General features: G+C 39.7%; 28 protein-coding genes. 9 read left to right on the top strand and 19 right to left on the bottom strand.

The features are described from left to right. Positions 1 to 24 precede the first annotated feature (24 nt). Complete coding sequence (locus tag OMHG_RS13630; RefSeq protein WP_010651442.1) at positions 25 to 195, bottom strand: gamma-type small acid-soluble spore protein; 171 nt, start codon at positions 193 to 195, stop codon at positions 25 to 27. A 177-nt stretch (positions 196 to 372) separates the two neighbouring features. Here OMHG_RS13630 and OMHG_RS13635 point away from each other — a divergent pair, with 177 nt between their 5' ends. Next, positions 373 to 561, top strand: a complete 189-nt coding sequence (locus OMHG_RS13635; RefSeq protein WP_010651443.1) for a hypothetical protein — start codon at positions 373 to 375, stop codon at positions 559 to 561. Positions 562 to 585: 24 nt separating this feature from the next. Here OMHG_RS13635 and mutY read toward each other — a convergent pair whose 3' ends face one another. Continuing rightward, positions 586 to 1,677 carry an A/G-specific adenine glycosylase gene (gene mutY, locus OMHG_RS13640; RefSeq protein ID WP_010651444.1) on the bottom strand — a complete coding sequence of 364 codons (1,092 nt, stop codon included), beginning with the start codon at positions 1,675 to 1,677 and terminating at the stop codon, positions 586 to 588. Between the two features lie 84 nt (positions 1,678 to 1,761). Between mutY and OMHG_RS13645 the strand changes: the two genes are divergently transcribed. Beyond that, positions 1,762 to 2,748 carry a metal-dependent hydrolase gene (locus tag OMHG_RS13645; RefSeq protein ID WP_010651445.1) on the top strand — a complete coding sequence of 329 codons (987 nt, stop codon included), beginning with the start codon at positions 1,762 to 1,764 and terminating at the stop codon, positions 2,746 to 2,748. A 249-nt stretch (positions 2,749 to 2,997) separates the two neighbouring features. On the opposite strand, the gene OMHG_RS13650 is transcribed toward OMHG_RS13645, so the two are convergent. Continuing rightward, complete coding sequence (locus tag OMHG_RS13650) at positions 2,998 to 3,333, bottom strand: YfhH family protein (RefSeq protein WP_010651446.1); 336 nt, start codon at positions 3,331 to 3,333, stop codon at positions 2,998 to 3,000. Positions 3,334 to 3,396: 63 nt separating this feature from the next. Beyond that, entirely contained in the window at positions 3,397 to 4,212 is an 816-nt protein-coding gene (gene recX / locus OMHG_RS13655) for a recombination regulator RecX (RefSeq protein ID WP_010651447.1), read from the bottom strand. A 283-nt stretch (positions 4,213 to 4,495) separates the two neighbouring features. On the opposite strand from recX, the gene OMHG_RS13660 reads away from it, so the two are divergent. The 5 genes from OMHG_RS13660 to OMHG_RS13675 all read left to right on the top strand — a co-directional run bounded on the left by OMHG_RS13660 (position 4,496) and on the right by OMHG_RS13675 (position 8,243). Then, positions 4,496 to 5,419, top strand: a complete 924-nt coding sequence (locus OMHG_RS13660; RefSeq protein ID WP_010651448.1) for a TIGR01777 family oxidoreductase — start codon at positions 4,496 to 4,498, stop codon at positions 5,417 to 5,419. A gap of 265 nt (positions 5,420 to 5,684) precedes the next feature. Then, complete coding sequence (locus OMHG_RS13665) at positions 5,685 to 6,242, top strand: GNAT family N-acetyltransferase (protein WP_010651449.1); 558 nt, start codon at positions 5,685 to 5,687, stop codon at positions 6,240 to 6,242. A gap of 69 nt (positions 6,243 to 6,311) precedes the next feature. Then, positions 6,312 to 6,440, top strand: a complete 129-nt coding sequence (locus tag OMHG_RS18430) for a YfhE family protein (RefSeq protein WP_147629083.1) — start codon at positions 6,312 to 6,314, stop codon at positions 6,438 to 6,440. 305 nt (positions 6,441 to 6,745) lie between these two features. Then, positions 6,746 to 7,144, top strand: coding sequence for a GntR family transcriptional regulator (locus OMHG_RS13670; protein ID WP_010651450.1), 399 nt, complete (start codon positions 6,746 to 6,748; stop codon positions 7,142 to 7,144). Beyond that, positions 7,137 to 8,243: a DUF1648 domain-containing protein gene (locus tag OMHG_RS13675; protein WP_010651451.1), complete on the top strand. Its 1,107-nt coding sequence runs from the start codon at positions 7,137 to 7,139 to the stop codon at positions 8,241 to 8,243. Before OMHG_RS13670 ends, OMHG_RS13675 begins: the two co-directional genes overlap by 8 nt. 51 nt (positions 8,244 to 8,294) lie before the next feature. Here the strand turns inward: OMHG_RS13675 and OMHG_RS13680 are convergent, their stop codons facing one another. The 10 genes from OMHG_RS13680 to OMHG_RS13725 form a co-directional block, all read right to left on the bottom strand. After that, positions 8,295 to 8,996, bottom strand: coding sequence for a hypothetical protein (locus tag OMHG_RS13680; RefSeq protein ID WP_010651452.1), 702 nt, complete (start codon positions 8,994 to 8,996; stop codon positions 8,295 to 8,297). Between the two features lie 6 nt (positions 8,997 to 9,002). Next, positions 9,003 to 9,860 carry an ABC transporter ATP-binding protein gene (locus OMHG_RS13685; protein ID WP_010651453.1) on the bottom strand — a complete coding sequence of 286 codons (858 nt, stop codon included), beginning with the start codon at positions 9,858 to 9,860 and terminating at the stop codon, positions 9,003 to 9,005. Continuing rightward, positions 9,857 to 10,225: a GntR family transcriptional regulator gene (locus OMHG_RS13690; RefSeq protein WP_010651454.1), complete on the bottom strand. Its 369-nt coding sequence runs from the start codon at positions 10,223 to 10,225 to the stop codon at positions 9,857 to 9,859. The genes OMHG_RS13685 and OMHG_RS13690 overlap by 4 nt, the downstream gene beginning before the upstream one ends. Positions 10,226 to 10,444: 219 nt before the next feature. Beyond that, entirely contained in the window at positions 10,445 to 11,314 is an 870-nt protein-coding gene (locus tag OMHG_RS13695; protein WP_010651455.1) for a ComEC/Rec2 family competence protein, read from the bottom strand. 181 nt (positions 11,315 to 11,495) lie between these two features. Then, positions 11,496 to 13,637 carry an ATP-dependent Clp protease ATP-binding subunit gene (locus OMHG_RS13700; RefSeq protein WP_010651456.1) on the bottom strand — a complete coding sequence of 714 codons (2,142 nt, stop codon included), beginning with the start codon at positions 13,635 to 13,637 and terminating at the stop codon, positions 11,496 to 11,498. 188 nt (positions 13,638 to 13,825) lie between these two features. Further along, positions 13,826 to 14,614 (bottom strand): delta-lactam-biosynthetic de-N-acetylase, encoded by a 789-nt coding sequence (gene pdaA, locus OMHG_RS13705; protein ID WP_010651457.1) that lies wholly within the window; start codon positions 14,612 to 14,614, stop codon positions 13,826 to 13,828. Between the two features lie 51 nt (positions 14,615 to 14,665). Then, positions 14,666 to 15,976 carry a Na+/H+ antiporter family protein gene (locus tag OMHG_RS13710; protein ID WP_010651458.1) on the bottom strand — a complete coding sequence of 437 codons (1,311 nt, stop codon included), beginning with the start codon at positions 15,974 to 15,976 and terminating at the stop codon, positions 14,666 to 14,668. Positions 15,977 to 16,106: 130 nt separating this feature from the next. Further along, complete coding sequence (locus OMHG_RS13715; protein ID WP_044477008.1) at positions 16,107 to 16,901, bottom strand: YfkD famly protein; 795 nt, start codon at positions 16,899 to 16,901, stop codon at positions 16,107 to 16,109. 121 nt (positions 16,902 to 17,022) lie between these two features. Further along, entirely contained in the window at positions 17,023 to 17,706 is a 684-nt protein-coding gene (locus OMHG_RS13720) for an amino acid ABC transporter permease (RefSeq protein WP_010651460.1), read from the bottom strand. Positions 17,707 to 17,718: 12 nt separating this feature from the next. Beyond that, on the bottom strand, positions 17,719 to 18,600 hold the full coding sequence (locus OMHG_RS13725; RefSeq protein WP_010651461.1) for a transporter substrate-binding domain-containing protein: 882 nt from the start codon (positions 18,598 to 18,600) through the stop codon (positions 17,719 to 17,721). Positions 18,601 to 18,974: 374 nt separating this feature from the next. On the opposite strand from OMHG_RS13725, the gene OMHG_RS13730 reads away from it, so the two are divergent. Continuing rightward, a complete protein-coding gene (locus tag OMHG_RS13730) occupies positions 18,975 to 20,906 on the top strand; it encodes a heavy metal translocating P-type ATPase (protein WP_010651462.1) in 1,932 nt (643 codons plus the stop codon). A gap of 197 nt (positions 20,907 to 21,103) precedes the next feature. Here OMHG_RS13730 and OMHG_RS13735 read toward each other — a convergent pair whose 3' ends face one another. The 3 genes from OMHG_RS13735 to OMHG_RS13745 are packed head-to-tail and all read right to left on the bottom strand — an operon-like array spanning position 21,104 to position 22,739. Continuing rightward, positions 21,104 to 21,922, bottom strand: a complete 819-nt coding sequence (locus OMHG_RS13735) for a YihY/virulence factor BrkB family protein (RefSeq protein ID WP_010651463.1) — start codon at positions 21,920 to 21,922, stop codon at positions 21,104 to 21,106. Positions 21,923 to 21,953: 31 nt separating this feature from the next. Continuing rightward, on the bottom strand, positions 21,954 to 22,250 hold the full coding sequence (locus OMHG_RS13740; RefSeq protein WP_010651464.1) for a hypothetical protein: 297 nt from the start codon (positions 22,248 to 22,250) through the stop codon (positions 21,954 to 21,956). A gap of 18 nt (positions 22,251 to 22,268) precedes the next feature. Continuing rightward, positions 22,269 to 22,739 (bottom strand): low molecular weight protein-tyrosine-phosphatase, encoded by a 471-nt coding sequence (locus tag OMHG_RS13745; protein WP_044477010.1) that lies wholly within the window; start codon positions 22,737 to 22,739, stop codon positions 22,269 to 22,271. A gap of 852 nt (positions 22,740 to 23,591) precedes the next feature. On the opposite strand from OMHG_RS13745, the gene OMHG_RS13750 reads away from it, so the two are divergent. Further along, positions 23,592 to 24,956, top strand: coding sequence for an alanine/glycine:cation symporter family protein (locus OMHG_RS13750; RefSeq protein ID WP_010651466.1), 1,365 nt, complete (start codon positions 23,592 to 23,594; stop codon positions 24,954 to 24,956). A gap of 42 nt (positions 24,957 to 24,998) precedes the next feature. On the opposite strand, the gene OMHG_RS13755 is transcribed toward OMHG_RS13750, so the two are convergent. Both OMHG_RS13755 and OMHG_RS13760 read right to left on the bottom strand, forming a co-directional pair. Further along, on the bottom strand, positions 24,999 to 25,664 hold the full coding sequence (locus OMHG_RS13755) for an SOS response-associated peptidase (protein ID WP_010651467.1): 666 nt from the start codon (positions 25,662 to 25,664) through the stop codon (positions 24,999 to 25,001). 11 nt (positions 25,665 to 25,675) lie between these two features. After that, positions 25,676 to 26,671, bottom strand: coding sequence for a glutaminase (locus OMHG_RS13760; RefSeq protein ID WP_010651468.1), 996 nt, complete (start codon positions 26,669 to 26,671; stop codon positions 25,676 to 25,678). Positions 26,672 to 26,674 lie beyond the last annotated feature (3 nt).

Below are 26,674 nucleotides of genomic sequence, written 5' to 3' on the forward strand. Positions count from 1 at the left end.
CTAAATTTAATGATTATCGATTTGTTACTTCTTGTTTGATTGTGACTTTTGATTTTGCTTTCTTACTTCTTGAGCATTTGTTTCAGAAGAAAATTCAGTTCCAAACTGCCCTTGTCCTTGAGCTGCTTTTTGGTTTTGCTGTTTTACTTTTTGTACGTTAGTACCTGCAGTTGTTTGACCTGGTTTTTTAGCCATCAATATCACCTCCGCAATAATTAATTTGTCCAGTTGCAAAAAACTTATCCCATGAATTTTACAAAAGCAATCAATGCCCGGGACGTAAAATCTGGCAGTAATAAAAATGCCATTTGCTGCACAAATTATAGTTGCGATTTACTTCATTTTTTACTTCGTTATTGGAGGGATATGGACATGACTTTACCAAGAGATTTTGCCGAACTGTCCATGATCAGTAAAACAAGATGGCAGGATGGTGAATTGCAATACTTTCAACATGCACTTTCGCAGATCTTACCTTATATAAATGCACAGGGATTAACTGTATTGCATGAGATCAATAAAGAGATGTATTACCGGTCCGAAAACAATCAAGACCCCTAATCAATAGGTGAGTCTTGATTGTTTTTAGCCATTCAATTGTTTTGCGTCTTCGAGGTACTTCAGCATTTTCTGATGGGAAACGGGGAAAGGATATTTGACTATATCCGTTTGGTTGGCAAAAATAATTCTGCTGTCATCCGTTTTGGTATGAACGGTTGTTGCTTCGTAAATTTCAAGTCGCCAAATCAAATGAGAAAAAACATGCTTTAATTTTCCCTTCTGTTCGCCAAGTTGAATCTGCAGCCCATATTCGCTGTAAATCCAATTTTCCAGGTGATCCATACCGATTTCTTCAACAGGTACCATCGGAAATTGCCAAAGATTGGCCAGCAAGCCATTTTCCGACCTTTTCTCGATAACATATTCGCCTTTTTCATTCCTTATTAATAAGACAACATAAGGGATTGTCTTTTGCCGTTTTGCCTTTTTCTTTATTGGCAATTCTTCCTGTATGCCTTCTGAATATGCCCTGCAATGCTGCTGAACCGGGCAAAACATACAAGCAGGGGATTTTGGAGTGCATATAGTGGCACCAAGATCCATAATTGCTTGATTAAAGGAAGAAGGGTCATCTTCAGAAATTAATGTACGAACATACCCTTCGAATTGTTTTTTGGTGCGGGGCTGGGCAATATCGTCTTCAATTTTTAAAAGTCTGGAAAAAACGCGCATTACATTTCCGTCCACAGCGGGTTCTGGTTTATTGAAGGCAATCGATAAAATTGCACCCGTTGTATAGGGACCAACCCCTTTTAATGAACCAAGTTCGTCGGGCGTTGAGGGAACCTCTCCTCCATAAACTGTAACAACCTCTCTTACAGCGTTTTGAAGATTTCTTGCACGGGAATAGTAACCTAATCCCTCCCACGCTTTTAGAACATCCTGCTGATCTGCAGCAGCAAGCTCATATACAGTAGGATATTTCTCCATAAAATGATTAAAATAAGGAATAACAGTGTCGACCTTGGTCTGCTGCAGCATAATTTCAGAAACCCATATCTTGTATGGATCCCTTTCTCTGCGCCAAGGCAGATCACGTTTGCTTTCAGCATACCATTGGAGCAGATCAACCTGAAATTGGGTAATGTCAAAATTCTTTATGATGTTATCAGTCATAATTGCACTTCCTTTATGTTACAATACATTTATAAAACTTTATTAATAATTGAATAAAGTTATCTTCAAGGAGGACCTTCATATATGGATACTGGCACGCATATCGTAATGGGTATTGCGCTGGGTGGACTGGCCACTTTAGACCCTGCAGTGCATAGCGATCCAACATTATTCAATGCTGTATTAGTCGGCACAGTAATTGGTTCACATGCCCCTGACTTTGATACAGTCTTTAAACTCAAAAATAATGCTACTTATATACGTCACCACCGTGGTGCGTCACATTCATTACCGGCAATCGTTTTATGGGGATTGCTGGTGTCCAGTGTTATCTATTTGTTTGTGCCGGAAGTAAGTTATTTGCATCTATGGCTATGGACATTTCTGGCAGTATGTATACATGTCTTTGTTGACTTGTTTAATGCATATGGAACCCAGGCATTTAGACCTTTTACAAATAAATGGATAGCAAAAGGATTCATTAATACATTCGATCCCTATATCTTTTTCCTGAATATTGCCGGCATTGCCGCCTGGGCGCTCGGAGCCAATCCCGGATACACATGGCTGATCATTTATACAGTCATTGTATTATATTACATGAAACGTTATATGGACAAAAGGGAAATCGTCAAAAAAATAATGGAATATTATCCCGATACAGTGGAGATTGCAACGTCCCCTACCATGAAACAAAATTACTGGAGAGTAGCAATAACAACCGAGGATAAGTTTTATGTCGGTACAGTTGAAAACCGTCATATTGAGATAGTTGACGAATTCTGGAAAGTTCCTTTACCGGATAATCCAATTATCAATATCGCGAAAACAGATAAAAATATACAGGCTTTCTTAAACTTTTCACCTGTTTACCGCTGGGAAATCAACTATTTCGATGCATTCACTGAGATACGCTTTATTGATTTGCGATATCGTTCCAAGAGCTACTACCCGTTTGTTGCCGTAGTACAGATCGATGAAAACGAAGAAATCATCAGTTCCTACACAGGCTGGATTTTCTCAGAGCATAAGCTTCAGAGAAAATTATATGTGGGTGACACAACCGTATAAAAGATTCTGACATTAAAGAGTGACCCGGAACATTTCACCCATAGGCCTTGTCAGCGATAAGAATTTGATGGGCAAATCAAATTTGGCCAATTTAAAATCCGAACTGATTTAAATTCTTACAGAAGAATTTTGAATCAGTTCGGATTTTTCCATTATGCTCTTTTCCAAAGGATTGATGTTTCTAAATTGCCGACGTAACAGCATCATGCGATTCCCAAGCTACTTTTGGCAGAAAAACCGCTCCCTTATCTATTCCGCTACTTTTTTGCCAAGCAGCGATATTGGTAATGCTTCTTCTTTCTCATACATTTCTTCCAGAAGATTTATCCGGTGGCCCCAGGCAAAAACACCATTGACATAATTGATTTTAAATTTAAATCCCGGTTCCATTTTCAACTGATAAACTCCATCTGAAGCGAATTCGTCTGGATTTAACGTATATGCCAAAGCAACCTGCATCTTCCGTTCATTTATTTGAACTTCAGAAATATTGCCCAGCTGTTCAGCTTTCTGTGCTTTTTCTTTCAATTCCCCTATTTCTCTATGTAATTGTTCGATTGAATAATCACTATATCGATAATTCATGTTCTTACCTCCAGTCATGTTTCTATTTTATCAATTATGTAATCAGTTCTCCACGTTGATTTCTTATTCTTTCAGCTGCTCATCCAAAAATCGGTTGATCAATTCAAACGAAAAGCCTTTGCGGTACAATCCCTCTGTCACCTTTCTTTTTAAAACGAACCCTTCCTGTTTCGTCTGGTGCTTTCTGAGCAGTTTTTCCCCTTGATAAACAAGCGCATCCCACTCACTCTCTTCGTCTTTTTCTTCTTGTATACCAATAAAGGCTTCTTTAATGACTTCCTGGGAAAAACCTTTCTGCATCAGATTGGTTTGCAATTGCTGTGTTTGCTTACGAAATGAATCATTGCTCCTGCCTGAGAGTATCTTTTTGTTGATCAGCTTTTTTATTTTTTCGTATTGTTTTTCCAGAGGATAGTGTTTAAGTGCAGCATCTGCAAGAAGAGCAGAAACTCCCTTGTCAATCAGTTCCTTTTTGATTAGATTTGGCCCTTTTGTCGAAGTGTTCACCCTGGAACGGACAAACATATTTGCAAATTGCTGGTCATCAATCAATTTCTCATTTGTCAGCTTCTTGATGATTTGTTCTATATGTTCTTCTTCTACTTCCTTTTTTGATAAATAATCGATAATTTCCTTTTTTGTTCGCATCCGATAGCTTAGAAAATTGATGGCTTGGGTATATGACTTATGTAGTGTATCTTTTTGAACAAGCGTTGTAATCATGGCATCATCCAGTTCAAGACCTTTCCTTAGACGATATTCGATTAATATCGCCTCATCAACACTGAATCCATATTCTTCACCCTTGGCAGTGCTCAGAAAGATATTGAACCGATTCTTATGTTTCACTTGTGTGGTGATTCGGGTAATTTTTCTCATAGTGCCCACCCCTTCCCCTTCATCATAACAGAACAATAGGCACAGCGCCCAGTGAACCGTATTGAAGATTATTTATAGAAAAAGATCCTCCATATTACGGGAAGAATCGGATGGATGTGTATAATAAAATAAAGAGTATGGATAAATGGTGATATGTTGGCGTTTAATCTGATATATTGTAAAAAATACTGATATATGGCGGTTTGAGGCAGGTTGTTAGCTTACGATTTCTATAATTATTGCCGGAAATCAACCAACAGCAAGCATTAAGGGAGGAATTAGTTTGAATTTCATCATTAGTGGAGGAACTGGTTTTATCGGTAAATATCTCTCAGAATCACTACATCGGCAAGGTCATCATACTTATATATTGACAAGGTCACTCTCCGATAAGAGGAACACTACAGATACAACATACATAAATTATGATTATGCAGCAGATAAACTGCCAAGCATTGAAGGCGTAATCAACTTGGCTGGTGAATCACTTTTCGGATATTGGTCACAGAAGAAAAAAGAGGAAATTATCAAAAGCAGGTTAGAAGCAACAAATGCAATCGTGACTCTGATTAAGAATCTAAAAAGCAAGCCAAGCGTCTTCATTAGTGGATCAGCTGTCGGATATTATGGATATTCGGAAGATCTAATTTTTACAGAGGCAACCACACACCCCGGGAAAGACTTTTTGGCTGAAGTGGCAGTACAGTGGGAAGAGGCCGCCCAGCACGTCGAGAAAATGAATATACGAACCATTTATGCGCGTTTTGGAATCGTACTCGGTCAGGAAGGGTCATTTCCTTTAATGAGTCTTCCAGTTAAACTATTCTTGGGCGGAAAGATCGGAAATGGCGAACAGTGGATGTCCTGGATCCATATCAAGGATGCTGTCGGTCTGATTGAATACTGTTTGTTGAATCCTCAACTGTCAGGACCTGTCAATATAACAGCTCCCAATCCGAAAAGGAACAAGGACTTCATGAAAATTATGTCCCAAATGCTAAACCGTCCTTATTGGTTCCCAGCTCCGGCCGCTATCGTCCATGCAGCTATCGGTGAAATGGGACAGCTGGTTACGAAAGGGCAGTTTGTTTTGCCTCAGGCAGCTCTGGACCAAGGTTTTGAATTTACATCTCCAAAACTGAAAGATGCCTTGAAGGACCTGACAAAAGATACTTCTGCTCCAAAACTAATTCAAAGAAAAAATTAACAAAAAAAATAGTTCCCTTTTTGATAAAAAGATTGTAAAATAAAATTACTAAAATACGAAAGAGATGAATGAATCGTATTACAACACAGAATTAAATAGGGAAGGCAAATGGTGCGCCACCAGTTTTATCTGGTTCTAGTGGGTTCGATTCCCACCCCGAATTTTTGTTGAACGCTAAAATAAAAATTCGAGGGTGGGTCACTCACTGGATTTCCTTATGGAGAATCAGTGTTTTTACCCGCCTGGAATGAGGAGGGTATTTTTTATGCTTAAAATGCGCGATTTACATGAGGTTCCTGTGCTTTTTGAACTGATGGCTCACCCAGAGGTATTTCCTTATGTTAGACATAAAGCAGAAACAAGTGATGAATTTTATTTCATTACAAGACAAACAATCGAAGCGGAAGAAAACGGAGAGCTAATCTCCAGGACGATTATAGATGAATACCATCAACCAATTGGTACAATCAATCTTTTTGACCTTGATCAGAACCATGGATTTCTTGCAACCTGGATTGGCCAGCCTTATTTTGGCAAAGGATACAATCAACGTGCCAAGGAGGAATTCTTTGATATGGTATTCTCCTCCTATGGGATAGAGGGCATATTTATGAAAGTAAGGAAAACAAACAAGCGTTCCTTAAAGGCTGTCCTAAAGTTACCATATGCAGCTTTAGGCAATGATGTGTACCCGGAAGTCTATGCAAAAGTAAATCCCGATGAAGATATCTATGATCTTTTCGTCATAACAAAAGAGCATTACATGTCCTATCAGCAGTTCAGATCTAATGGAGCTGAAGCAACTGATGAAGAGGTTTCGTGATAATTAGCTCTCTGCCTGCATAACGGATCACCTTAATGGGCATTATAGTCATTAAAGTGAGGGATTATGATGGCTAAACTGAAACCTGGTCAATCTGATAAGTTTCTTTCTAAAACCCAGGAAGTTCTTTATCAGAAAGAGTTTAAAAATGCAGACCGTATTTACAATCAGATTACACAAAGAGGTGGCCGAAGCTAAATGCTTTGGCTTTCTTTTTTTTTGGCCAATTTTATTTGGATTGTCAAGAACACTGCCATAAATCGAGTTTACCTCAACAGTAATTAACATAATGTTGATAACTTATATTTAAATTGTGGATAATGTGGATTGGAACGCGATACCCTGATTCTATTCATGTTTATACTGTGGGTAACTCTGTTGATAACGAATAAATATGAAATGGAATCATCAATTTTTTTATTTTCGATTGGCTTCATTTGTGTTATCTGTTATACTATATATATAACAGATAACACAAAATCATGAAAGGAGTGCTGATACATGTGTTCATTCAGCTCGAATTAGAATCAGCAGAACCCATTTATATCCAGTTGCAACATCAAATCATTGAAGGTATAGCAAAAAAGAAACTACATCCTGGAGATGCATTGCCTTCAGTCAGGTCGCTTGCAGCAGATATCGGAATCAATCTTCACACCGTGAATAAAGCATACCAGCAATTAAAACAGGATGGGTTTATTTTAATTCATCGGCAAAAAGGAGTCGTTATTAATCCGGACGGGGTACCCAAAGCGGATAAAGCGTTTAGAAAACAATTGAAAAGCAGCTTGCATCCGCTCATCTCCAATTCCATTTGCAGAGGCTTAACCGAAGAAGAATTCAAAGAAATGTGCAGTGATATCTTTACAGAATTTAAAGAAGAAGGTGAAATCCATGAATGATATGCTCATTATATTTGTATTTCTGCTCATCCCTGGTTTCATTTCCATGATCTTCATACCTTATTGGACAAGGAAAACAGAGAGCTTTGGTGTGAGTATTCCCGAAGATGTCTATAATAGGCAGGATCTGAAAACAATGCGGAAACAATATTCCATGCTGACAGGAATATTGGGTCTGCTTATTACCGTAATCTTTTTAATGATAAGTTCCATCCTTACTAACAGCGAGTCTGTCATAAGCATTCTTTTCAGCGTAACTATATTCGTTTTTCTAGTTGGCAGTTTCCTTATTTACTTGAAATTTCATTCTGATATGAAGAAGCTGAAAGAAAAAGAGAATTGGGCAAAGGAGAAATCCCAGCAGATTTTTATAGACACTAAATTCCGGAATCAAAAGCTGACGCACTCAAACTTGTGGTTTCTACTTTCCTTTCTTATTTCGATTGCTACGATTGTCATTACGCTTCAAGCGTATCAGGACATTCCTCAGCGAATTCCGATGCAGTATAACTTTGAAGGTGAAGTTACCAATTGGGAGGAAAAATCTTATCGCACATTATTAATCAATCCGATAATGCAAATGTATTTAACATTACTCTTTCTTTTTATCAACAAAATGATTGGCTACGCTAAACAACAGATTGACCCGGAGAATCCACAAGATTCCATACGCAGAAATGTAATCTTCCGCAAAAGGTGGTCAGCCTACATTATATTATCAGGGTTAGCATTAACCCTCATGTTCTCATTGATCCAGCTTTCATTTATTTTTCCAATCAATCAGCAATTCCTTACGCTCATTCCGCTGCTCATAACAATCGGCTTAATCGGTGGTGCTATTGGGCTATCCATGACAACAGGGCAAGGTGGAAGCCGGGTTAAGAGCACCGGTGGCATATCAGGAAATGTCATCAATCAGGATGATGATAAACACTGGAAGCTCGGCCAATTTTATGTGAATAAAGATGATCCATCATTGTTTTTGGAGAAGCGTTTTGGTGTCGGCTGGACGATTAATTTCGCCAGGCCATTAGCATGGATTATCTTGCTCACCATTATCGGATTGGCAGTTGGCATTCCCCTTCTGCTCGGCTTATAATAACTGCGAAGAGAGGGACTGATGTATGAAGCATCAGTCCCTCTCTGTTGTTCATTTTACGTTCACAGTCGTCACTTTCCTTAGTAATAGAAATGAAATCCCATAGACAACCAATCCCACACCAAATATTTGGGCAATAAAGGCCATATCCAAGCCCTTAAATAGATTTATAATGAAATCTATTAACCAGCCTTGTGCAATTCCAAGAAGCAATCCTACAGTTAATAACCCGATGACAATCCCTGCTCCGAGCATTCCGCTCTTGTAAAACAGAAGTCCGATTATAAACATGAATGAAAGCAGAAAGAACATAATTGCCGTATCTATCAGTACTCTGTTTAGCCAATTATCTGTTATAAATTGCGCTAGGTGGATGAATTGGAATGTATGAATGCCTGCAATATCTGCAAAAATCAGCGTAATGGTCTGCAGCGTACTAGCAATCACAGCTTTCACAATTGCTATCCCAAGGAATAGGATGCCAATACTGATAAACAGATTTTTCCTAACAGCACCCATCTTTAGTGAAAAAGGGATACTCTCCTTAACTGTTATAAAACCCAAAATTGCACAATAGACATAGACTGGAAAGGATAACCCAAAAAAGAATCCTCCCTCATCAAAACGTAATAAAAAGTATCCAATTGCCAATGATAGAATGAGAATACCCAATAAAATACTCCAAAAAATCTTTAAGGAACGCTGTATATCGGTAATATAGAAATAAAGTAATCCTTTAATTTGTCTGCCCATTCTGTTTTAGGCCCCCTTCTTTCTTTCGGTCAAATAAATCATCAATTCCTGAATCGGCACCCCTTCAGCTGCTAATCCATACATCCTCGCTTCCTCTGCAGTCCCATATACATATGCAGACATATTACCGGCAAATTGCTTCTTTTCGATTACTTCTTTGCCAGTAAGGAATGCTTCCACTTCTTCTTTAGTGCCAGACACCGCTATCGTATTTGCCCTTAATATTTCTGCTTCTTCCTGTAAAACCAGTCTCCCTTCCCGCAATATCAGTATCTCTTCGAACAAAAGACTAACTTCATCAATCAAATGTGTAGAAAAGATTATGGTGCGTTGTTCTTTCTGATACTCTTCCAGCATAATTTCATAAAATCTCTTTCTCGATGGTGCATCAAGTCCAATATATGGTTCATCAAAAATCGTAATGGGTGCCTTGCTTGCCAATCCTACAGTGATTCCAAGTGCAGATTCCATTCCTTTTGAAAGGGTTTTAATTTTCGAATCCATTTGCAGGTTATATTCTTTTATTAGCTCTTCTGCTAGAGATTGATCCCAATTAGGATAAAAAAATGAATAGATTTTTAGCACATGTCTCACTTTTAAATCTCTCTTGAAATTATGCCCCTCTTTAATCAGGCAAATGGATTCCGTTAAGCGCTGGTTATCAAAAGGATTTTCGCTATCGATTAGTATTTCTCCTCCGCTGGCCAGAATCTGCCCTGACAGAATATCCATAAACGTCGTCTTTCCTGCACCGTTTCTGCCAAGCAATCCGTAAATCTTCGGACCATCCAATGTAAAACTGATGTCATTCAGGGCATGATGTTCCTTGTAGTTTTTAGACAGGTTTTTCACTTCAATCTTCATTCTTCGTTCCCCCTCTTTATCATTTCCAATAATTCATCGGCACTGATTTCTAGTTTTTTTGCTTCACTTATCAGTGGGAGCATATAATTTTCATAAAATGTCTTCTTTCTCTTTTCAACCAGAATTTCCTTTGCTTTTTCAGTTACAAACATACCAACACCTCTTTTTTTTAAAAGGATTTCTTCAGCAACCAGTTCATTGATTCCTTTAGCAGCTGTGGCTGGATTTATATTGTAAAACGCAGCAAATTCATTAGTGGACGGAACTCTTTCTCCTGGCTTTATGCTTCCATCGATGATTGAATCTTCTAGTTGTTCTTTTATCTGAAGGAATATTGGCCGGTTATCATCTAATAAATTCTTCATGTTTATCCCTTCCTTGATTGGTTAATTACTTATGTAACTACCAATATAACCATTCGTTTGATTTGTCAATCATTTCTTTAATTTACTTCTTCACCCGCTGAACCCAAAAAACGAAAATGGCATACATCAAGATGTATGCCATACGCATTAATACGAAAAGTCTTTACTGCTTAAACAAAAGTCAATCTTCGCCTAGTATGCAACTTCATCACGTATATGTTATCCAGCTGATTCGATCAGCTTATTAACAGGATTCTTTTCCGGTATGATGATATAATCCGTACCATCCGTATTTATCACTACATTTCCCACTGCGGCGGTAGAGTAGATCATGGAATGGACCCTATATAAATTTTCAATGACACGGTTCACGGGATGTCCATAATCATTCTCTTTACTGTATGTCAGAATGGCTACTTCAGGCTGAACTCCCTGCAGGAACTCAAGGGATGAACTCGTTTTCGAACCATGATGTGCCACTTTAATAATCTCAGCCTTGACATTATAGTCATGAAGGAACTCTTTTTCCTGCTCCTGCTCCACATCGCTCATTAATAATAGATCCACTTCCCCATAAGTGATTTTAAGGACAATAGAGGATTCATTGTTATTCTTTAACCTTTCAAAGGCATTCCAAACTTCCATCTTCATCATCGGATCTATTTCAATTAATGTATCTTTTTCGGCAATTCTTACTGGAATGCTTTGTTTCCTGACTTCATTTATATACGCGGCAAAGGTTTTGGTCGGATGCAGTTTGCCAGTATCGAGAATCTCTTTGACCTCGATATGCTTCATTACTTCAGGAAGACCTCCAATATGGTCCATATCCGGGTGTGTGGCGACAACCAGGTCAAGCTTTTTGATATTTTGCTTTTTCAAATAGGAGACAATTTCGTCTCCTGCACCCGGTGGGCCACCATCAACAAGAATTGTCCTGTTCATTGGAGTACGAATGAACATACTGTCTCCCTGCCCTACATCAATAAAGTGAATCTCCATTTCCGGAGCAGCTTCTCCGTTAGTTTCAGATGGATATGCTAATTGACATAAATTTAGAATGATGATAAATGCAATCCATTTTTTCATTAGAAACATCCTCTTCTTCATTTGCCTTTAGTTTCTCACGGAGAACCAATTGTTATTAGAGGAACTTCGATATTATTTCTTGCTAACCACTTAAAACACAATAAAAATAGAAAAAAGTCCGCTGAATCGGATTCAGCGGACTTTTTTCTAATATATTTAATTGGACTCTTTCACAATCTTTTTACCGAACAGCCTTAACTAAAATCTCGTCATCAATAACATCCACTTGTACTTGCTGAACTTCTTCCTCTTCAAGTATCAAATCGGTCAATGGATCCTCGATCTTCTCCTGGATGACTCGGCGCAGTGGTCTTGCACCGAATCGTACATCATAGCCAAGTTTGACGAGTTGACGTTTTGCCGTATCCGTAATGGTTATGGCTATGTCATTTTCTTTAATGGCAGCTTCCAATTCACCAAGCATCAGGTCAATGATTTGCATGAGGTGATCTTCTGAAAGCTCATTGAAGTTGACAATCGCATCAAATCGGTTTAAAAATTCCGGCTTAAAGTAATCACTTAGATTCTCAAGGGTGGATACCGCCTCATGAGCATTGCTGTTAAAACCGACATTTACTGATTTCACACCAGTTCCGGCATTGCTTGTCATGATAATCACTGTTTCTTTAAAGCTTACTTTTCGGCCATGCGAGTCAGTCAAATGCCCATCTTCCATAATTTGCAGGAACATATTCTGAACATCGGGATGTGCCTTTTCAATCTCGTCCAGCAGCAGGATGGAGTATGGATTTCTGCGGACGCGTTCCGTTAATTGTCCAGCTTCTTCATGTCCTACATATCCTGGAGGGGAACCAATAATTTTAGACACGGCATGTTTCTCCATATACTCACTCATATCAAGTCGAATCATATTTTCCCTTGTACCGAACAGTTCTTCCGCCAATACTTTTGTCAATTCGGTTTTACCTACACCAGTCGGTCCAACGAATAGGAAGGAACCAATCGGACGATGCTTTGATTTCAATCCTGCACGACTGCGGCGGATTGCTTTAGCTACCTTGTTAACAGCTTCATCCTGTCCAATAACTTGTTTACGCAAATTATCACTAAGATTTTTCATCTTTTCCTGTTCATCAGACTGCATTTTGGTTACAGGAATTCCTGTTTTCTCCTCGACAACAAGTTGAATGTCAGAGATATCGACATCTAACGTTTTTTCTCCGTCAACCACTTTTTCCAATTGCTTTTGCAATTGTATTTCTTGATAGCGGAGGTTTGCAGCCTGTTCATAATCTTCCCGGTCTGCCGCTTCCTGCTTCTCTTTCACTACATCATCCAAGCGTTGTTTAAGAGTCTTGGAATCCTTTTGTGCGTTGGCAAGGTTAAGTCTCGATCCAACCTCATCCATTAGGTCGATTGCTTTATCGGGCAGGAATCGATCTTGGATATAACGGCTTGATAATGTGACAAAAGCACGGATTGCCTCATCGGAATAGCGAACCTCATGGAATCTTTCATAGCGGTCTTTAATACCATCCAGAATCTGTACTGCATCCTCCACAGACGGTTCATTGACAATGATTGGCTGTAAACGCCGTTCCAGTGCAGCATCCTTTTCAATTTGACGATATTCCTTAAGCGTTGTCGCCCCGATCAATTGTAATTCTCCTCTTGCAAGTGCAGGCTTCAAAATATTCCCTGCATCCATCTGTGAGCTTTCAGCAGTTCCGGCACCGACCATAAGGTGAATCTCATCAATAAACAGGATCACATTCTCACGGGATTGCAATTCCTCAATCAGTTTTTTCATTCGGTCCTCAAATTGACCACGAATACCCGTATTGGCAACTAGTGATGGAACATCAAGCAAATATATCTCTTTATTAAGTAATTTTACAGGTACATTGCCTTCCACAATTTTAACTGCCAGTCCTTCTGCAATTGCTGTTTTACCTACACCTGGTTCTCCAATCAGAACCGGGTTATTCTTATTTCTTCTATTTAATGTTTCAATTACGCGTTTTATTTCTTTGGCACGGCCAATTACTGGATCAATATCCCCCGATCTTGCTGCATCGGTAACATTTTTCGCCAATTGATCAATCAGGCCATTCCGTTTATTTGTTTTCTGTTTTGTTTTTGTTCCCATATTGCTTCCTCCATTACCTTGGAAAAAGCTATTTGCAAATGCATCATTAAAGTTTCCATATGGAGTATTAGAGAAAAAGTCATTTGAATTCATCATTTTATCCTGAAGTTCCTGGAAACAATCATTGCAAATATGCATTTCCATTTTCTGATTGTTGATTTGCATTTGTGCATTTATGCTAGCTTGGTTAACACCACACTGTTGACATTGCATTTCCCATTCCTCCTTGGTTTTTATCAATCTATATTAATCAAATTTGACTTTGACTATCTTTGACCTTGATTTCATTATACTCTGACCTTTTTTGACTTTCAAGTATTTTGTTTTTCTTTTTTATTTACCAATAGCAAAAGGACTGCCGTCAGTGATGAAGACAATCCCTTGTTTGTTATATACCTTCCTTATAGACCAATTAAACCATCAGGAAGTAAATCTTTAATAATCAGGTCATCTAAGCTTTTAAACGTGTATCCCTGTTTTTTCAGTTCCTGGATAATTTGCTCTAAGGCTTCTGCATTATCGGAAGAGACAGCATGCAGAAGCACAATTGCTCCCGGATGCACCTGTGCCATGATTTGATCAATGGCATATTGCGGACCCTTTTGCTCACTCACATTCCAGTCTTGAAAAGCAAGTGACCAGAATACATGAATAAGCCCAAGTTCATTCGTCCATTTTAATGTATTATCATTAAATACCCCTCGTGGCGGTCGCAGAAGCTTTATATCCTTCTGGTCACTTACTTCTGCAACTGCCTCTTCCAATGTTTCCAATTCCTTTTTGATGGCATCTTTATTGATAACAGTGAAATCCGGATGATGATAGGAATGATTTCCAATAATATGACCCTCATCAACCATCCTTTTAATCAATTCTGGAGCACTCTCCACATAATGCCCTGTCACAAAAAAAGCTGCAGGAACAGATTCCTTTTTTAGCACATCCAGAATTTCTGCTGTATATCCTTGCTCATAGCCATTATCAAAGGTAAGATAAATATTTTTTTCACCAGAATCATCTACATAGTAAGCACCGTATTTATCCAGTATTTCCTTATATTTCCCAATATCGGGAATCTGATGTTCTGTATTCTTTTTATATCCCCAACCAAATGCACTTGTATTTGCAGGTCCCGAGAGACAAACAAAAAGGGTAAGAAAAATGATAGATGCTGCCATAAATTTTCGCATAACAACCCACCTGTTTTTTTCTTACCTTGTCCCTTTTTATATTAAATTATGCTATAGAACCATTGCAGCGATCCATCCGAAGATAAACAATGGAATATTGAAGTGAATGAACGTTGGAACAACTGTATCCCATATATGATTATGTTTTCCATCCGCATTCAGACCGGACGTTGGACCAAGTGTACTGTCGGATGCTGGGGAACCAGCATCCCCAAGTGCCCCAGCAGTACCGATTAACGCTGCGGTAGCCATCGGCGAAAAACCAGCAGCTATACAAATAGGTACGAATAATGTAGCAATAATTGGCACTGTCCCAAAGGATGATCCAATGCCAAGTGTAACTAATAAACCAACTAATAATAGCACGAATGCAATAACTGCCTGATTATCCCCCAAATACGAAGAGGATAATTCAACCAGGGCATCCACTGCACCCGTTTCCTGCAGCACCGTTCCGTAACCGGATGCAACAAGCATGACAAAGGCAATTGAGCCCATCATGCCAACACCTTCCGAAATGACCCTTTCCCCATTTTTAAATGGTACGACAAGGAATAGAAACATAAACAGCAAACCAGTTAAGGCGCCGAGAATAAGATTTTCGGTAAGAATCTGGACAAGCAGTGCTGCTAAAATAGAAATAATCGTAAGCAAATGCGTTTTATTGAATCTAACATTGTCTGTTGATGGCGTCTGGATGATTGTTCCAGCACCACCAGCTCCAGGTACGGAGTCTCTATCACGGCGATACGTTATAAATATTGCTATCAATAACCCTACAACCATACCCAGTCCCGGAATCAGCATAGCCATTGCCGTTTCTTCGACAGTAACCGGCACGCCGCTTCCTTCCATGCCTTCAACGATAATACCGTGGAATATCAGACCAAATCCAGCCGGAATCATTAAATATGGAGCTTTCAAGCCAAATGTCAATGAGACAGCAACCGCTCGACGGTCCATGCGCATTTGATCAAAGAGCTTCAATAATGGCGGTATTAGAATTGGTATAAAGGCAATATGCACCGGCACTACATTTTGAGATAATGATGCAACACCTGCAATTGCCAGCAGCATCATTGTTTTCTTTCCTGTCAGCATCCGTATAAGATAGTTGACTAAAATGGTTGTGATGCCTGTATAGCTGATAGCTACGGCAAATGCCCCCAGAAGTATATAGCTTAGTGCAGTGCTGGCACCTCCCCCCATTCCGCTGACAAGCAGGTCAATTGATTCCACGAAAGATAAACCAGATATTAAACCTGCAGTCAGTCCTGCAGCAATAATTGCTATAATTACATTTACGCGAAGTAAACTTAATATCATCATTACGAATACGGATATAATAACAATCCATTCCATGCTAATGCTTCCCCCTATGTCTGTCTGTGATGAATAATCCTTTAACACTTTACCATAATAAAGTAACGAGATAAAAAAATCAACTCATTTATAAAAAAACCCTGTAAAAATTTATTTTACAGGGCCATTTCTATTTTATCTGGAAGGAGTAAGAAACATGATCCTGAATCGGTATCCAGGCTCCAATCCCTTGTTTCGTTACATTTTTGATTTCAATTGATTTCTTTGACCCTTTTAATTGAACATAGACTTCACCAAAGGTAACCTGCCCTTTCTCATTAACTGCCGAAGCGTACGCCTGTAATGTTCCATACTTTTTCGCCGGAATCGCATAGGAATTATCTTTCTTTGTATTTTTACCGATAATCGTATTATAAGATAATGGAAGCTTGGTCTTTTCCTTCGATTTAAGCAGCATCATTTTCTTTACATCATCAGGATCAGCAATCTTATTTGTCAGCGCTCCTTTTATTTCCTTTTGTTCTTGTTGAATGTAATTCATGTTTTGAGTATTATCCCCACCGATATTATTCAGCTCATTTATATTTATCTGCTGATATTCCCAGTTTATATTGGACTCCTCTGAGTTGTAATTCAAGGCCCATCTTCCAAGATAGATCATTCCACGGTAACCAATCGAAATTGGAGATGGTTTAATCGTTGTCTCATTCAGCATCTTAATCAAATCAGGGTTTTCAATTGGCATGGATACACCGTCCAATAACTCTTGGGTCAGTTCACTAGGTTCAATCACTTCCTGGTCTTCAGTTGAATTTGGATATGTGTTTTCTTTAGAAATATTTAAAACATGATTAGGGATTTCAATATCATTTTCCGGCTTTTTTTCGGCCGGTATAGCAGTTGGAAAAAATAGGGACAATAAGAAAGCGGACAGTACAACAGTAGCTATTCTATTTATCTTCATGTTATCCATTCCTTTCTTTTCCCCTATTTTTTTCCGATAATGCTAAATTATACACTTTCAAAGAAAGATACTTACATTTACTCAAAGAAAAGAAAAAGGATACTCAAAAGAGTATCCTAAACTAGATAAACTTACTATATCGCTTTTCCAATCTTTCCTGTAAATATCCAATACAGATACAAATCGGCCAATAAATAAGCGCAACTAATACATACATCGTCATCGCATCGAATTCCCTGCCGGCAACAATCTGTGTTTTCTGGAAAAGCTCTGGAACTGTTATAACAGCAGCAAGTGATGTTGCCTTCACCACGTCCATAAACACATTCGTTAAAGGCGGAAGGGCTATCCTGATCGCCTGTGGCAGAATAATGATTCGCAGTGTCTTCCAATATGGCATATTCAATGCTCTTGCCGATTCCCATTGCCCATCGTCTACACTATTGAGGGACGACCTGTCGATTTCAGCTATATAGGCCGCACTGTTCAATCCAAATCCAAGGATGGCGGCAGTAATGGCGTTAAATTCGATACCTACAACCGGCAGACCAAAATAAAGAATAAAAAGAAATACGAGCATCGGGGTTCCCCGCATAAAGGATATATACACTCGTGTCGGCCAGCGCAACAGAATATTGCTAGAGCCTCTGGCCAGCGCAAGCAACAATCCCAGAATAAGGCCAATTCCCATTCCAGCAACCGAAATAAGCAGTGTCATCGGAACTCCTTCTAAAATGAAAGGAAGACTCTCGATTGCCAGTTCTACATCAAATAATCCTCCAAAATCAAATCCATTTACGTTCATCTATTATTCCCCTTACAAATCCAGACCATCTATTTCTTCTATTTCACCTTCAGGAGGTACGGATGCATCTTCTTCATAAAACTTTACTGCCAGCTCCGACAATGTACCATCTTCACGCATTTCATTTAATGTACGATTGATTTCTTCCGTCAGCTGATCCGCATCCTTAGGAATAACAACAGCTTGTTCTGTTGGATGGAATTTCAGTGTTGGATGCAAGTGCAAATCGAAATCAGGAAATGCTGCCACACCGAATTTAGTTAAATAATAGTCATTGATTACAACGTCTGTTCTCGCGTTGCTGATATCACTTAAATACGCCTCATTTGGTGCATTGCCATAGGTGATTACTTCAGCACCGAAATGTTCTGCAATTTGACTATAGATGGTTGTAGCGCCCCCACCAGCTTTTTTGCCTTCTAAATCTTCCAATGTTTCAATTCCTGAGTTATCTGACTCCCGCACTGCCATTGTACTATAGGAATACTTATATGGTTCACTAAAGTTAAATTCTTCTTTTCTTTTATCGGTTGCTTCAATATCATTTGCTGCAACATCAATTCTGCCGCTTTGCACAGCTGGCAGCATACTGTCAATTCCCATTATTTCAAAACGAACATCAAGATCAAGACGCGCTGCAATTTCGCGCAATACCTCCACATCGTAACCGGTCAATTCATCATCTTCATCATAAAACGAAGCGCCAATTAATGTACCGGAAGTACCTACAACAAGCTCTCCCGCATCCTGTATTTGCTCCCATCTTTCATCTGCAGCCTCCTCGGCTGCATTTCCCCCACGCTTTTCTGTTTCTTCTGATTCCTCAGTAGTACCGCATGCACTAAGTACCGCAATAATTGCGATTAAAATCAGATACCAATTAAATTTCCTCATCTGCTCCACCCCTTTGTGTTATATATAAAACTCACAGATAATTGTAACAGATTCATCTCTTTAAATAAACGATTATTGTTCTGTATCACTAAAATATACACATTGTCTATAACACTATATGGGCTAAAAATAAGGTAGGGTGAGCAATTTCTGATTGACTCCCCTTCTATCGATGATATAATTACATTAGATATTAAATTATAATTATTATAATTTAATATCTAATGTACGTTTGAAACATCATATATTTTTCATTGATGTACCATTTATTAAACGTTAATCAACGGATTGATCAGTGTTTTTAAGTTATATCAGTAATTACCTATTTATAAATGGTAATGATTATTATTATCAATTAAGGAGGTAAAATGATAATGGATATTACTCATGGGTCATTAAATTCTGCAATACATCCTAAAAAGGACGCTGTTTCGACTACATTATTTCACAGGATTGGAGAACATATTGAACTGATAGCTGCACTATTGAGTGGTGCGCTGATACTCTTTACTTGGTTATTCGGAGATAATCTGTCCCAATCATGGTGGGTAATCCTTCATCTCCTTGCTTTTGCGGTTGGCGGATATGCTAAAGCATCAGAAGGTATTACCGAAACCATCAGGACGAAGAAATTGAACGTAGAAATATTAATGATTCTTGCAGCAATCGGTTCGGTTACAATTGGATACTGGACAGAAGGAGCCATACTTATCTTTATATTTGCTTTATCCGGGGCACTTGAAACCTACTCCATCAATAAAAGCAACAAAGCGATTTCCTCATTAATGGACCTGCAGCCGGAAGAAGCATTGCTGATCAAAGACGGTGTGGAGAAAACCGTTCCCGTCTCTGAACTCCAGTTGGATGACCTCGTCCTTGTTCGCGCTGGTGAACGGATTGCTGCGGATGGGCTTATCGTTAAAGGGGCATCATCGATTGATGAGAGTACGATTTCCGGTGAATCAATACCAGTTAATAAATCAGTTAGCAATAAGGTATTTTCCGGGACAGTTGCTCTTGACGGGACCATCATGCTAAAGATTACAACAAGGCCAAGTGAGACTCTATTCCAAAAAATCATTGATCTGGTGCAAACTGCACAAGAGGAAAAGTCGCCATCTCAGTTATTCATTGAGAAGTTCGAAAATGCCTATGTTTATGCTGTCCTAGCAATAGTGGCCATCATGATGTTTGTGCCGCATCTTACGCTTGGGTGGTCACTATCCGAAAGTATATACCGTGCAATGGTCCTGCTTGTAGTAGCATCACCCTGTGCACTTGTCGCATCCATTTCTCCCGCCTCCCTATCGGCCATCTCAAACGCTGCCAGGAAAGGCATTCTCTTTAAGGGTGGGGTGCATATTGAGAATCTGAACAGTATTCAAGCAATAGCTCTCGATAAAACGGGTACCTTAACAAATGGGAAACCGGTTGTCACAGATGCCATTTTTGCGCCAGATGAAGATCAAATGCAAATCATGGCTGCTGCTCGGGCAATTGAAAAACAATCAACACATCCCCTAGCCCAGGCTATTGCCAGCTTTTGTCAGACAAATACCGGCAGCAGCAATCAACCAGAAGTACTCCATTGGAAAAATTTCAGCGGAAATGGCGTATCGGCTGTCCTGACAAATAAATGGGCAATCGGAAAAGCAGACTTTGTAGGAAAAGAAGCAGCAATGGAATTTCAGCATAACGCACTTGCACGGCTGGCTTCAGAAGGGAAAACAGTCGCGTTTGTCAAAAAGGAAGATAAGATTGTAGCCATGTTTGCCTTAAAGGACACCGTGAGACAAACTACCAAACAAGCGATTGCAAAATTGAAAAGCAATGGCATCATACCATTCATGCTAACAGGGGATAACGAATTGACCGCCAAAGCTATCGCCGTGGAAACAGGCATTGATCGCTACTTCGCAAACTGTCTGCCACAGGATAAAGTGAAGTTTGTCAAAGAACTGCGTCAACAGTACAGAAATGTGGCTATGGTGGGTGACGGAATCAATGATGCACCAGCTTTAGCAAGCGCCAATACCGGTATTGCTATGGGGCAAGGAACAGATATAGCGCTAGATACAGCAGATGTCGTGTTGATGAATAATGATTTATCTAAAATTACCGGATCCATTCAATTATCCAGCCGAATGAACCGGATTGTTAAACAGAACATTCTATTTTCGCTAAGTGTGATCGTTTTGCTTATTTTAAGTAATTACTTCCAGCTGATCGACCTTCCTCTTGGTGTACTTGGCCATGAAGGAAGTACCATCCTTGTAATCTTAAACGGTTTACGTTTGCTTAGGTAGTTCAAATCCGCTTAGACATAGGTTTGCTTAGGTAGTTCAAATCCGCTTAGACATAGGTTTGCTTAGGTTTTGTTTCGGTTTGTTCAATTACGACTGGAACTTAATCACGCAACACTAAAACACATTAAGAGCTTATAGAAAGAAACCCCGGGCAATTCTGTATTGAACTTGTCCGGGGTTTAATAGCTTAATCTGCATTATCTTGAGCGATGTTCTCGTATAAAGGCATTGATTACACCTCCGGTAATGACAATAATGCCAAACAGGTAAAACCAGATCATCAATATGATGACAGTTCCGAGACTGCCATATGTTGCCGAGTAATCACCGATATTGTTTACATAAAAGGAAAAACCCCATGAAACCGTCTGCCAGGACACAGTAGCGAATACCGTACCCCAGATGATATTTTTGAAATAAATCCTTTTATGCGGGGCAATTTTATAAAGGAAGAATAATACAATGAAGAATATTGCCGAGGAAACGACCCAACGCAAGGTTTCCCATACATTAAGAAACCCTGCGGATAAGCCAAAGATAGAGAATGCATATTGTCCAATCATTCTGCCAAACACAGGCAGCAAAAGAGCTATTATAATGACCACTACCATAGCAATCGTCATGACGATTGCTATTAACCGGTCCACAAAAAAGAAACGGTCACTTTCAATCCTATATGCTCGGTTAAAGGCTCTGGTTATGGCATTGACACCATTTGAGGCAGCCCAAAGTGTACCAATGATTCCGATTGATAAAAGCCCACCGTTCTGTTCCTTCAGCATTTGCTGGACATTTAATTGAATTAGATCCATTACCTGTGAAGGTGCAAACGTTGCAATCGTATCAAGGATTACCTGGATATCAATCGATAGATAGCCAATGAAATTCAGTAAGAACAGCAAGAATGGGAACAGTGATAATAAGAAGAAATATGCCAATTGGGCGGCAAGACCGAATACATCAACTTCTTCCATGCGCTGATAGAATTGTTTAACGAGGTTCAGTATATCTTTCAAAATCGCACGCTCCCGTAAAAAGCTAGTTGTTCTACTGTATTTCTTTAACCTCTTTTTTATTCGCTACTTTATCCAAAGTTGTCTCAACTTGTTCCAAGGCATTGATCGCGTTAGCAGCACCATCAGCAAAGGTTTGATTAAATTGGTCAAATGCATCTCTTAAGTTATGAATGGCTTCTGAAGGGTGGCTCATAAAATAAGATGAATTCGATTTGGCTGCAGTCAGTTTATCCTTTGCATATTCCCTTGCCTCTCTGTCAAATAATGCAGTGGCTCCCCCTACAACCGCTCCAAGTGTAATACCCATTAGTAATTTGCGTTTTCCCATCTTGAATCTCTCCTTTAATCAAAAATGATGTTTTTCTTTCATATAATTAAGTAATTGAATACAACCTGCCGATACCAGCTGAAACGTATAATCAAAGTTCCCAGTGTAGTACGGATCTGGCACATCCACTTCGGGAGAATTATCGACAAAATCCATTAATTTCATAACGATAACGGAATCGTCCGCTTTATGTATCTTACCCAAGTCTTCTATATTTTGCTCATCCATGGCAATAATATAATCAAAAGCATCCCAGTCATTCTCCTCAACTTGCCGTGCAAGTATTCCTTCGTAGGATATCTTTTCACGGTCCAGCAGGATTCTTGTGCCTTTATGCGGTACATTGCCGGAATGCCAATTTCCTGTCCCACCTGAATCCACTTCAATTTTATCAGAAAGGTTTTCCTTTTTCACTAAATCCCTGAATATAGCTTCAGCCATCGGCGACCGGCAAATATTACCTAAACATACAAATAATACACGTACCATTATCATAACACCACTTTCCTGTTTTTAATAATCGGATCTTTTTCTAAGGCTCTTTTCGTAAGTATTGTTGTTATTTCTAACTTTGTATTTGATAGAAACTGCGACGTAACTAGAAATCATTGGTGCTTTATCTGCACTCCGGAAATACACTGCGCTTTCCGCGGGCTCGCGCTAAGCCTCCTCGCTCGCAAAGTTCGCTCTCTGTGGGGTCTTAGCGTCTTCGCTTTGCCGCAGGAGTCTCCATGTATTTCCTCCACTATGATTTGGCTTTCTGAATCGAATTAAAAATTACTGATTCGATTATGAAACTAATGGATTGGAGCGTAGGGCAGTCGACTCCAGCGGGAAAAGCAACGGCTGAAGATCCCGCAGGAAGTGGGTTTCTTCCGAGGAAGCTGAAGCGTTGCCCGCGGAAAGCGACTGCCCGGAGCAGAAATCGGCTGTTGATGGTACGTCGCAATTTATATATTTTATGAAAAACAACAATCTTTGAGAAAACAGCCTTTTCTAAAGATTTACGGATTGGAAATTTATGGTTAAATACCGATATAACGATAGTATTACTGATATAGCGGTTATTTTTGCTAATATATCCCTATGAACCCTGAAATCATGCTCGAAATTACCGAATAAAGCAACAGGAATAGCCACCAACTACTAAGATTGAAATAGTCCAATACTATTATAAGCGACTACTCCTCTGGTAATCAAAACAAGTAGGCTAAAAAAACTTCAATTATATCGTAAACGCCCTATGTAAACCCTTACTTATAACAAATTACCTAATTTCGCTTGACATAACGTTAAATATTCGGAATATTTAATAGTATACAAATTAAAGGGGGATGGATAATGCTAGATATTCTTGGTGACATTAGCAGTTTTGTCTGGGGACCGCCAACACTGATTCTGATTGTTGGCACTGGACTGTATTTAACATTCCGTTTGGGCTTCCTGCAGATTAGGGCCTTGCCGTATGCTTTGAAGCTTGCCTTCAGCCCAAAGAGACAGGATAAGAAATCAAAGGGTGATATTAGTCACTATCAGGCACTGACGACCGCCATGGCTGCTACAATAGGAACCGGTAATATTGTAGGTGTGGCTACTGCCGTAGTAGTAGGTGGACCCGGTGCGGTATTCTGGATGTGGATTACTGCTTTGTTTGGAATGGCGACAAAATACGCGGAGGCATTGCTGGCTGTCAAATATCGCACAACCGATAGCAAAGGGCAAATGTCAGGTGGACCGATGTATTACCTTGAAAGAGGAATGAATGCCAAGTGGCTTGGTGTCCTTTTTGCTATCTTCGGGGCCATCGCTGCATTTGGAATTGGAAACATGGTTCAATCCAATTCTGTATCGGATGCATTGCAATCATCATTCAATATCCCGACCTGGGTAACCGGTATTGTCCTTACTCTCTTAACTGGTTTGGTAATTCTCGGGGGTATTAAAAGCATTGGTAAAGTTACTGCATTCTTTGTGCCAATTATGGCAGCAATTTATGTTATTGGCGGACTAATCATTATGGTAATGAATCTTGACCTTATCCCCGCTGCCATTAGCCTGATTTTTACGGACGCATTTACTGGCAGTGCTGTAGGTGGAGGTATATTGGGAACCGTAATCAGGTACGGGGTTGCACGTGGGGTATTCTCCAATGAAGCCGGCCTCGGTTCGGCTCCAATTGCTGCTGCCGCTGCGAAGACAGATTACCCTGGTCGTCAGGCACTTGTTTCGATGACACAGGTATTTATTGATACCATCCTTGTCTGTTCCATTACTGGTATTACGATTGTCATGGCAGATCAATTTTCCGGAGGTCTTGACGGAGCTCCGTTGACAAGTGCATCGTTTTCAGCGTTCCTTGGTGAAACAGGTGGTTATCTTGTAACGATTTCCATTGTATTCTTTGCCTTCTCAACACTTGTTGGCTGGTCTTACTACGGTGAGAAGTGTTTCGGATATTTATTTAAGAATGATAAAGCCCTATCTATCTATCGAATCGTCTTTGTATTGGTTGTATTCTACGGAGCGATTGAACTGATTGATGTTGTCTGGCTAATGGCCGACATCATGAACGCATTGATGGCAATACCGAACCTGATTGGTCTCTTGGGACTTTCTGGTGTCGTAGCCTATGAAACGAAGAAATTCATGAAAATTGCCAAGGAAGAAAAAGAACAGGAAAAATCGGCAAAAGCAAAGTCTGCTTAATCTTAAGGGGAGGTCCTGAAAGTTTCAGGACTTCCCCTTTATTTATACTATTGGATTGACACAGAGCGGATCGTTATTTTGGGCGGAATTGACGTAATCTGAGATATTATAAGCCGAAAGCGGCACATCAGCAAGGCTATGCAAAAACTCTTTTGCTTCACCCGGCTTAAGCTTATGAGGCTGCAGCCACTCATCCTCTTTACTCTTTGGCAATATCACGGGCATCCGATCATGAATATCCTCCATAAAGCGATTGGCACTCGTTGTCAGTATGGTGCATGTGAATAATGTACGGTCCCCCTGCACCCATTTATCCCACAGCCCCGCAAAGCCAAACAGTTTCCGATCCTTCACCTGTATTCTTTTCGGCTGCTTTTCATTTGATACTCTTTTCCATTCATAAAAACTATCGGCAACAATCAGACATCTCTTACGGGTCAGGAGGTTTTTAAAACTTGGCTTTTGATGTGCCGTTTCGCTTCTTGCATTAATCATTTTATAACCGATTTTTTCATCCTCTGCCCACGACGGTATAAGTCCCCAGCGTAAATATCCCGCTCTTTTTCCATTCCCATCGTTTATGATTGCAAGCACATTCTGACCTGGTGCTACATTATAGCTTGGATGAAAGGATTCAATCTCCTGGTCCAATCCAAATTCTTTCAAAACCTCCAGCTCATCAGCGAGCAGCGTATACCTTCCACACATAGGAATACCTCCTAAAATAAACTCAAATCCCATTGATTCGCTATATGACGCAAAAGCTTTATACCAGCCATACTATTTCCCTGATTATCAAGTGCAGGTCCATAGACACCGATTCCGCAGCCTTCCAGAAAAGGGAACTCTTCTTCCCTGACCCGCGGTGGAACGACAGCCATTATCCCGCCTGACACACCGCTTTTAGCCGGTATCCCAACATAGGCGGCAAATTTCCCTGAGGCATCATACATTCCGCATGTCAGCATTAAGGCCTTCGCAAGCCTCGTTACTTTTCTCGGGATAATCTCTTCCTCTGTATCCGGATCAAGCCCATCGTTGGATAATACCAGTCCAATTCTCGCCAGGTCATCAATTGTCACATCAATTGAGCATTGCTTAAAATAAGTTTCCAAAGTAATCCCCAAATCGGATTCCAAATACCCCTCTTCCAGCAGGTAATAGCCAATCGCTCTGTTCCTCATGGACGTGTCCCGCTCCGACTCATATGCTTCCACATTTATTTCTGGACGATAACCGATTATCTTTTCCAGCAAAATAAAAAGTGTTTCCAATTTCTGATCAGAAGTATTCCCTTCAAGCATGGAGGAAATGGTAAGTGCTCCCGAGTTAACAAGCGGGTTGAATGGTTTTTTGGGCTGTGTCATCTCGAGATGCATAATCGAATTAAACGCTTCTCCGGTCGGTTCCACGTCAACACGGTTCAAGACATAGGATAACCCTCTTTCCATACATGCTACAATAAAGGTAAGGATTTTTGAAATGCTTTGGATGGTAAATTTTGACTCTATTGTGCCGGATTTGATAGTCCCTCCATTTTTTCCAATAATGGAGATACCCAATGCTTCCCTATCAGCAGCTGCCAAAACGGGGATATAAGAGGCAACCTCTCCCTCCACGGTCTGTTTCTTAAAAAAACTTACCCAGTTATCTACATAATCCTGGAGCCACTTTTCCGTTAATTCCATATTTAAGTTAGCTGATCCTTGTACCATTTA

The organism is Oceanobacillus massiliensis str. N'diop (assembly GCF_000285495.1).
Taxonomy (GTDB): domain Bacteria; phylum Bacillota; class Bacilli; order Bacillales; family Amphibacillaceae; genus Oceanobacillus; species Oceanobacillus massiliensis.

Excerpts from the sequence above, each read along its gene's own strand:
- OMHG_RS13630 (WP_010651442.1), bottom strand. The coding sequence starts at position 195 with ATGGCTAAAAAACCAGGTCAAACAACTGCAGGTACTAACGTACAAAAA.
- OMHG_RS13635 (WP_010651443.1), top strand. The coding sequence starts at position 373 with ATGACTTTACCAAGAGATTTTGCCGAACTGTCCATGATCAGTAAAACA.
- mutY (WP_010651444.1), bottom strand. The coding sequence starts at position 1,677 with ATGACTGATAACATCATAAAGAATTTTGACATTACCCAATTTCAGGTT.
- OMHG_RS13645 (WP_010651445.1), top strand. The coding sequence starts at position 1,762 with ATGGATACTGGCACGCATATCGTAATGGGTATTGCGCTGGGTGGACTG.
- OMHG_RS13650 (WP_010651446.1), bottom strand. The coding sequence starts at position 3,333 with ATGAATTATCGATATAGTGATTATTCAATCGAACAATTACATAGAGAA.
- recX (WP_010651447.1), bottom strand. The coding sequence starts at position 4,212 with ATGAGAAAAATTACCCGAATCACCACACAAGTGAAACATAAGAATCGG.
- OMHG_RS13665 (WP_010651449.1), top strand. The coding sequence starts at position 5,685 with ATGCTTAAAATGCGCGATTTACATGAGGTTCCTGTGCTTTTTGAACTG.
- OMHG_RS18430 (WP_147629083.1), top strand. The coding sequence starts at position 6,312 with ATGGCTAAACTGAAACCTGGTCAATCTGATAAGTTTCTTTCTAAAACC.
- OMHG_RS13675 (WP_010651451.1), top strand. The coding sequence starts at position 7,137 with ATGAATGATATGCTCATTATATTTGTATTTCTGCTCATCCCTGGTTTC.
- OMHG_RS13680 (WP_010651452.1), bottom strand. The coding sequence starts at position 8,996 with ATGGGCAGACAAATTAAAGGATTACTTTATTTCTATATTACCGATATA.
- OMHG_RS13685 (WP_010651453.1), bottom strand. The coding sequence starts at position 9,860 with ATGAAGATTGAAGTGAAAAACCTGTCTAAAAACTACAAGGAACATCAT.
- OMHG_RS13690 (WP_010651454.1), bottom strand. The coding sequence starts at position 10,225 with ATGAAGAATTTATTAGATGATAACCGGCCAATATTCCTTCAGATAAAA.
- OMHG_RS13695 (WP_010651455.1), bottom strand. The coding sequence starts at position 11,314 with ATGAAAAAATGGATTGCATTTATCATCATTCTAAATTTATGTCAATTA.
- OMHG_RS13700 (WP_010651456.1), bottom strand. The coding sequence starts at position 13,637 with ATGCAATGTCAACAGTGTGGTGTTAACCAAGCTAGCATAAATGCACAA.
- pdaA (WP_010651457.1), bottom strand. The coding sequence starts at position 14,614 with ATGCGAAAATTTATGGCAGCATCTATCATTTTTCTTACCCTTTTTGTT.
- OMHG_RS13710 (WP_010651458.1), bottom strand. The coding sequence starts at position 15,976 with ATGGAATGGATTGTTATTATATCCGTATTCGTAATGATGATATTAAGT.
- OMHG_RS13715 (WP_044477008.1), bottom strand. The coding sequence starts at position 16,901 with ATGAAGATAAATAGAATAGCTACTGTTGTACTGTCCGCTTTCTTATTG.
- OMHG_RS13720 (WP_010651460.1), bottom strand. The coding sequence starts at position 17,706 with ATGAACGTAAATGGATTTGATTTTGGAGGATTATTTGATGTAGAACTG.
- OMHG_RS13725 (WP_010651461.1), bottom strand. The coding sequence starts at position 18,600 with ATGAGGAAATTTAATTGGTATCTGATTTTAATCGCAATTATTGCGGTA.
- OMHG_RS13730 (WP_010651462.1), top strand. The coding sequence starts at position 18,975 with ATGGATATTACTCATGGGTCATTAAATTCTGCAATACATCCTAAAAAG.
- OMHG_RS13740 (WP_010651464.1), bottom strand. The coding sequence starts at position 22,250 with ATGGGAAAACGCAAATTACTAATGGGTATTACACTTGGAGCGGTTGTA.
- OMHG_RS13745 (WP_044477010.1), bottom strand. The coding sequence starts at position 22,739 with ATGGTACGTGTATTATTTGTATGTTTAGGTAATATTTGCCGGTCGCCG.
- OMHG_RS13750 (WP_010651466.1), top strand. The coding sequence starts at position 23,592 with ATGCTAGATATTCTTGGTGACATTAGCAGTTTTGTCTGGGGACCGCCA.
- OMHG_RS13755 (WP_010651467.1), bottom strand. The coding sequence starts at position 25,664 with ATGTGTGGAAGGTATACGCTGCTCGCTGATGAGCTGGAGGTTTTGAAA.
- OMHG_RS13760 (WP_010651468.1), bottom strand. The coding sequence starts at position 26,671 with ATGGTACAAGGATCAGCTAACTTAAATATGGAATTAACGGAAAAGTGG.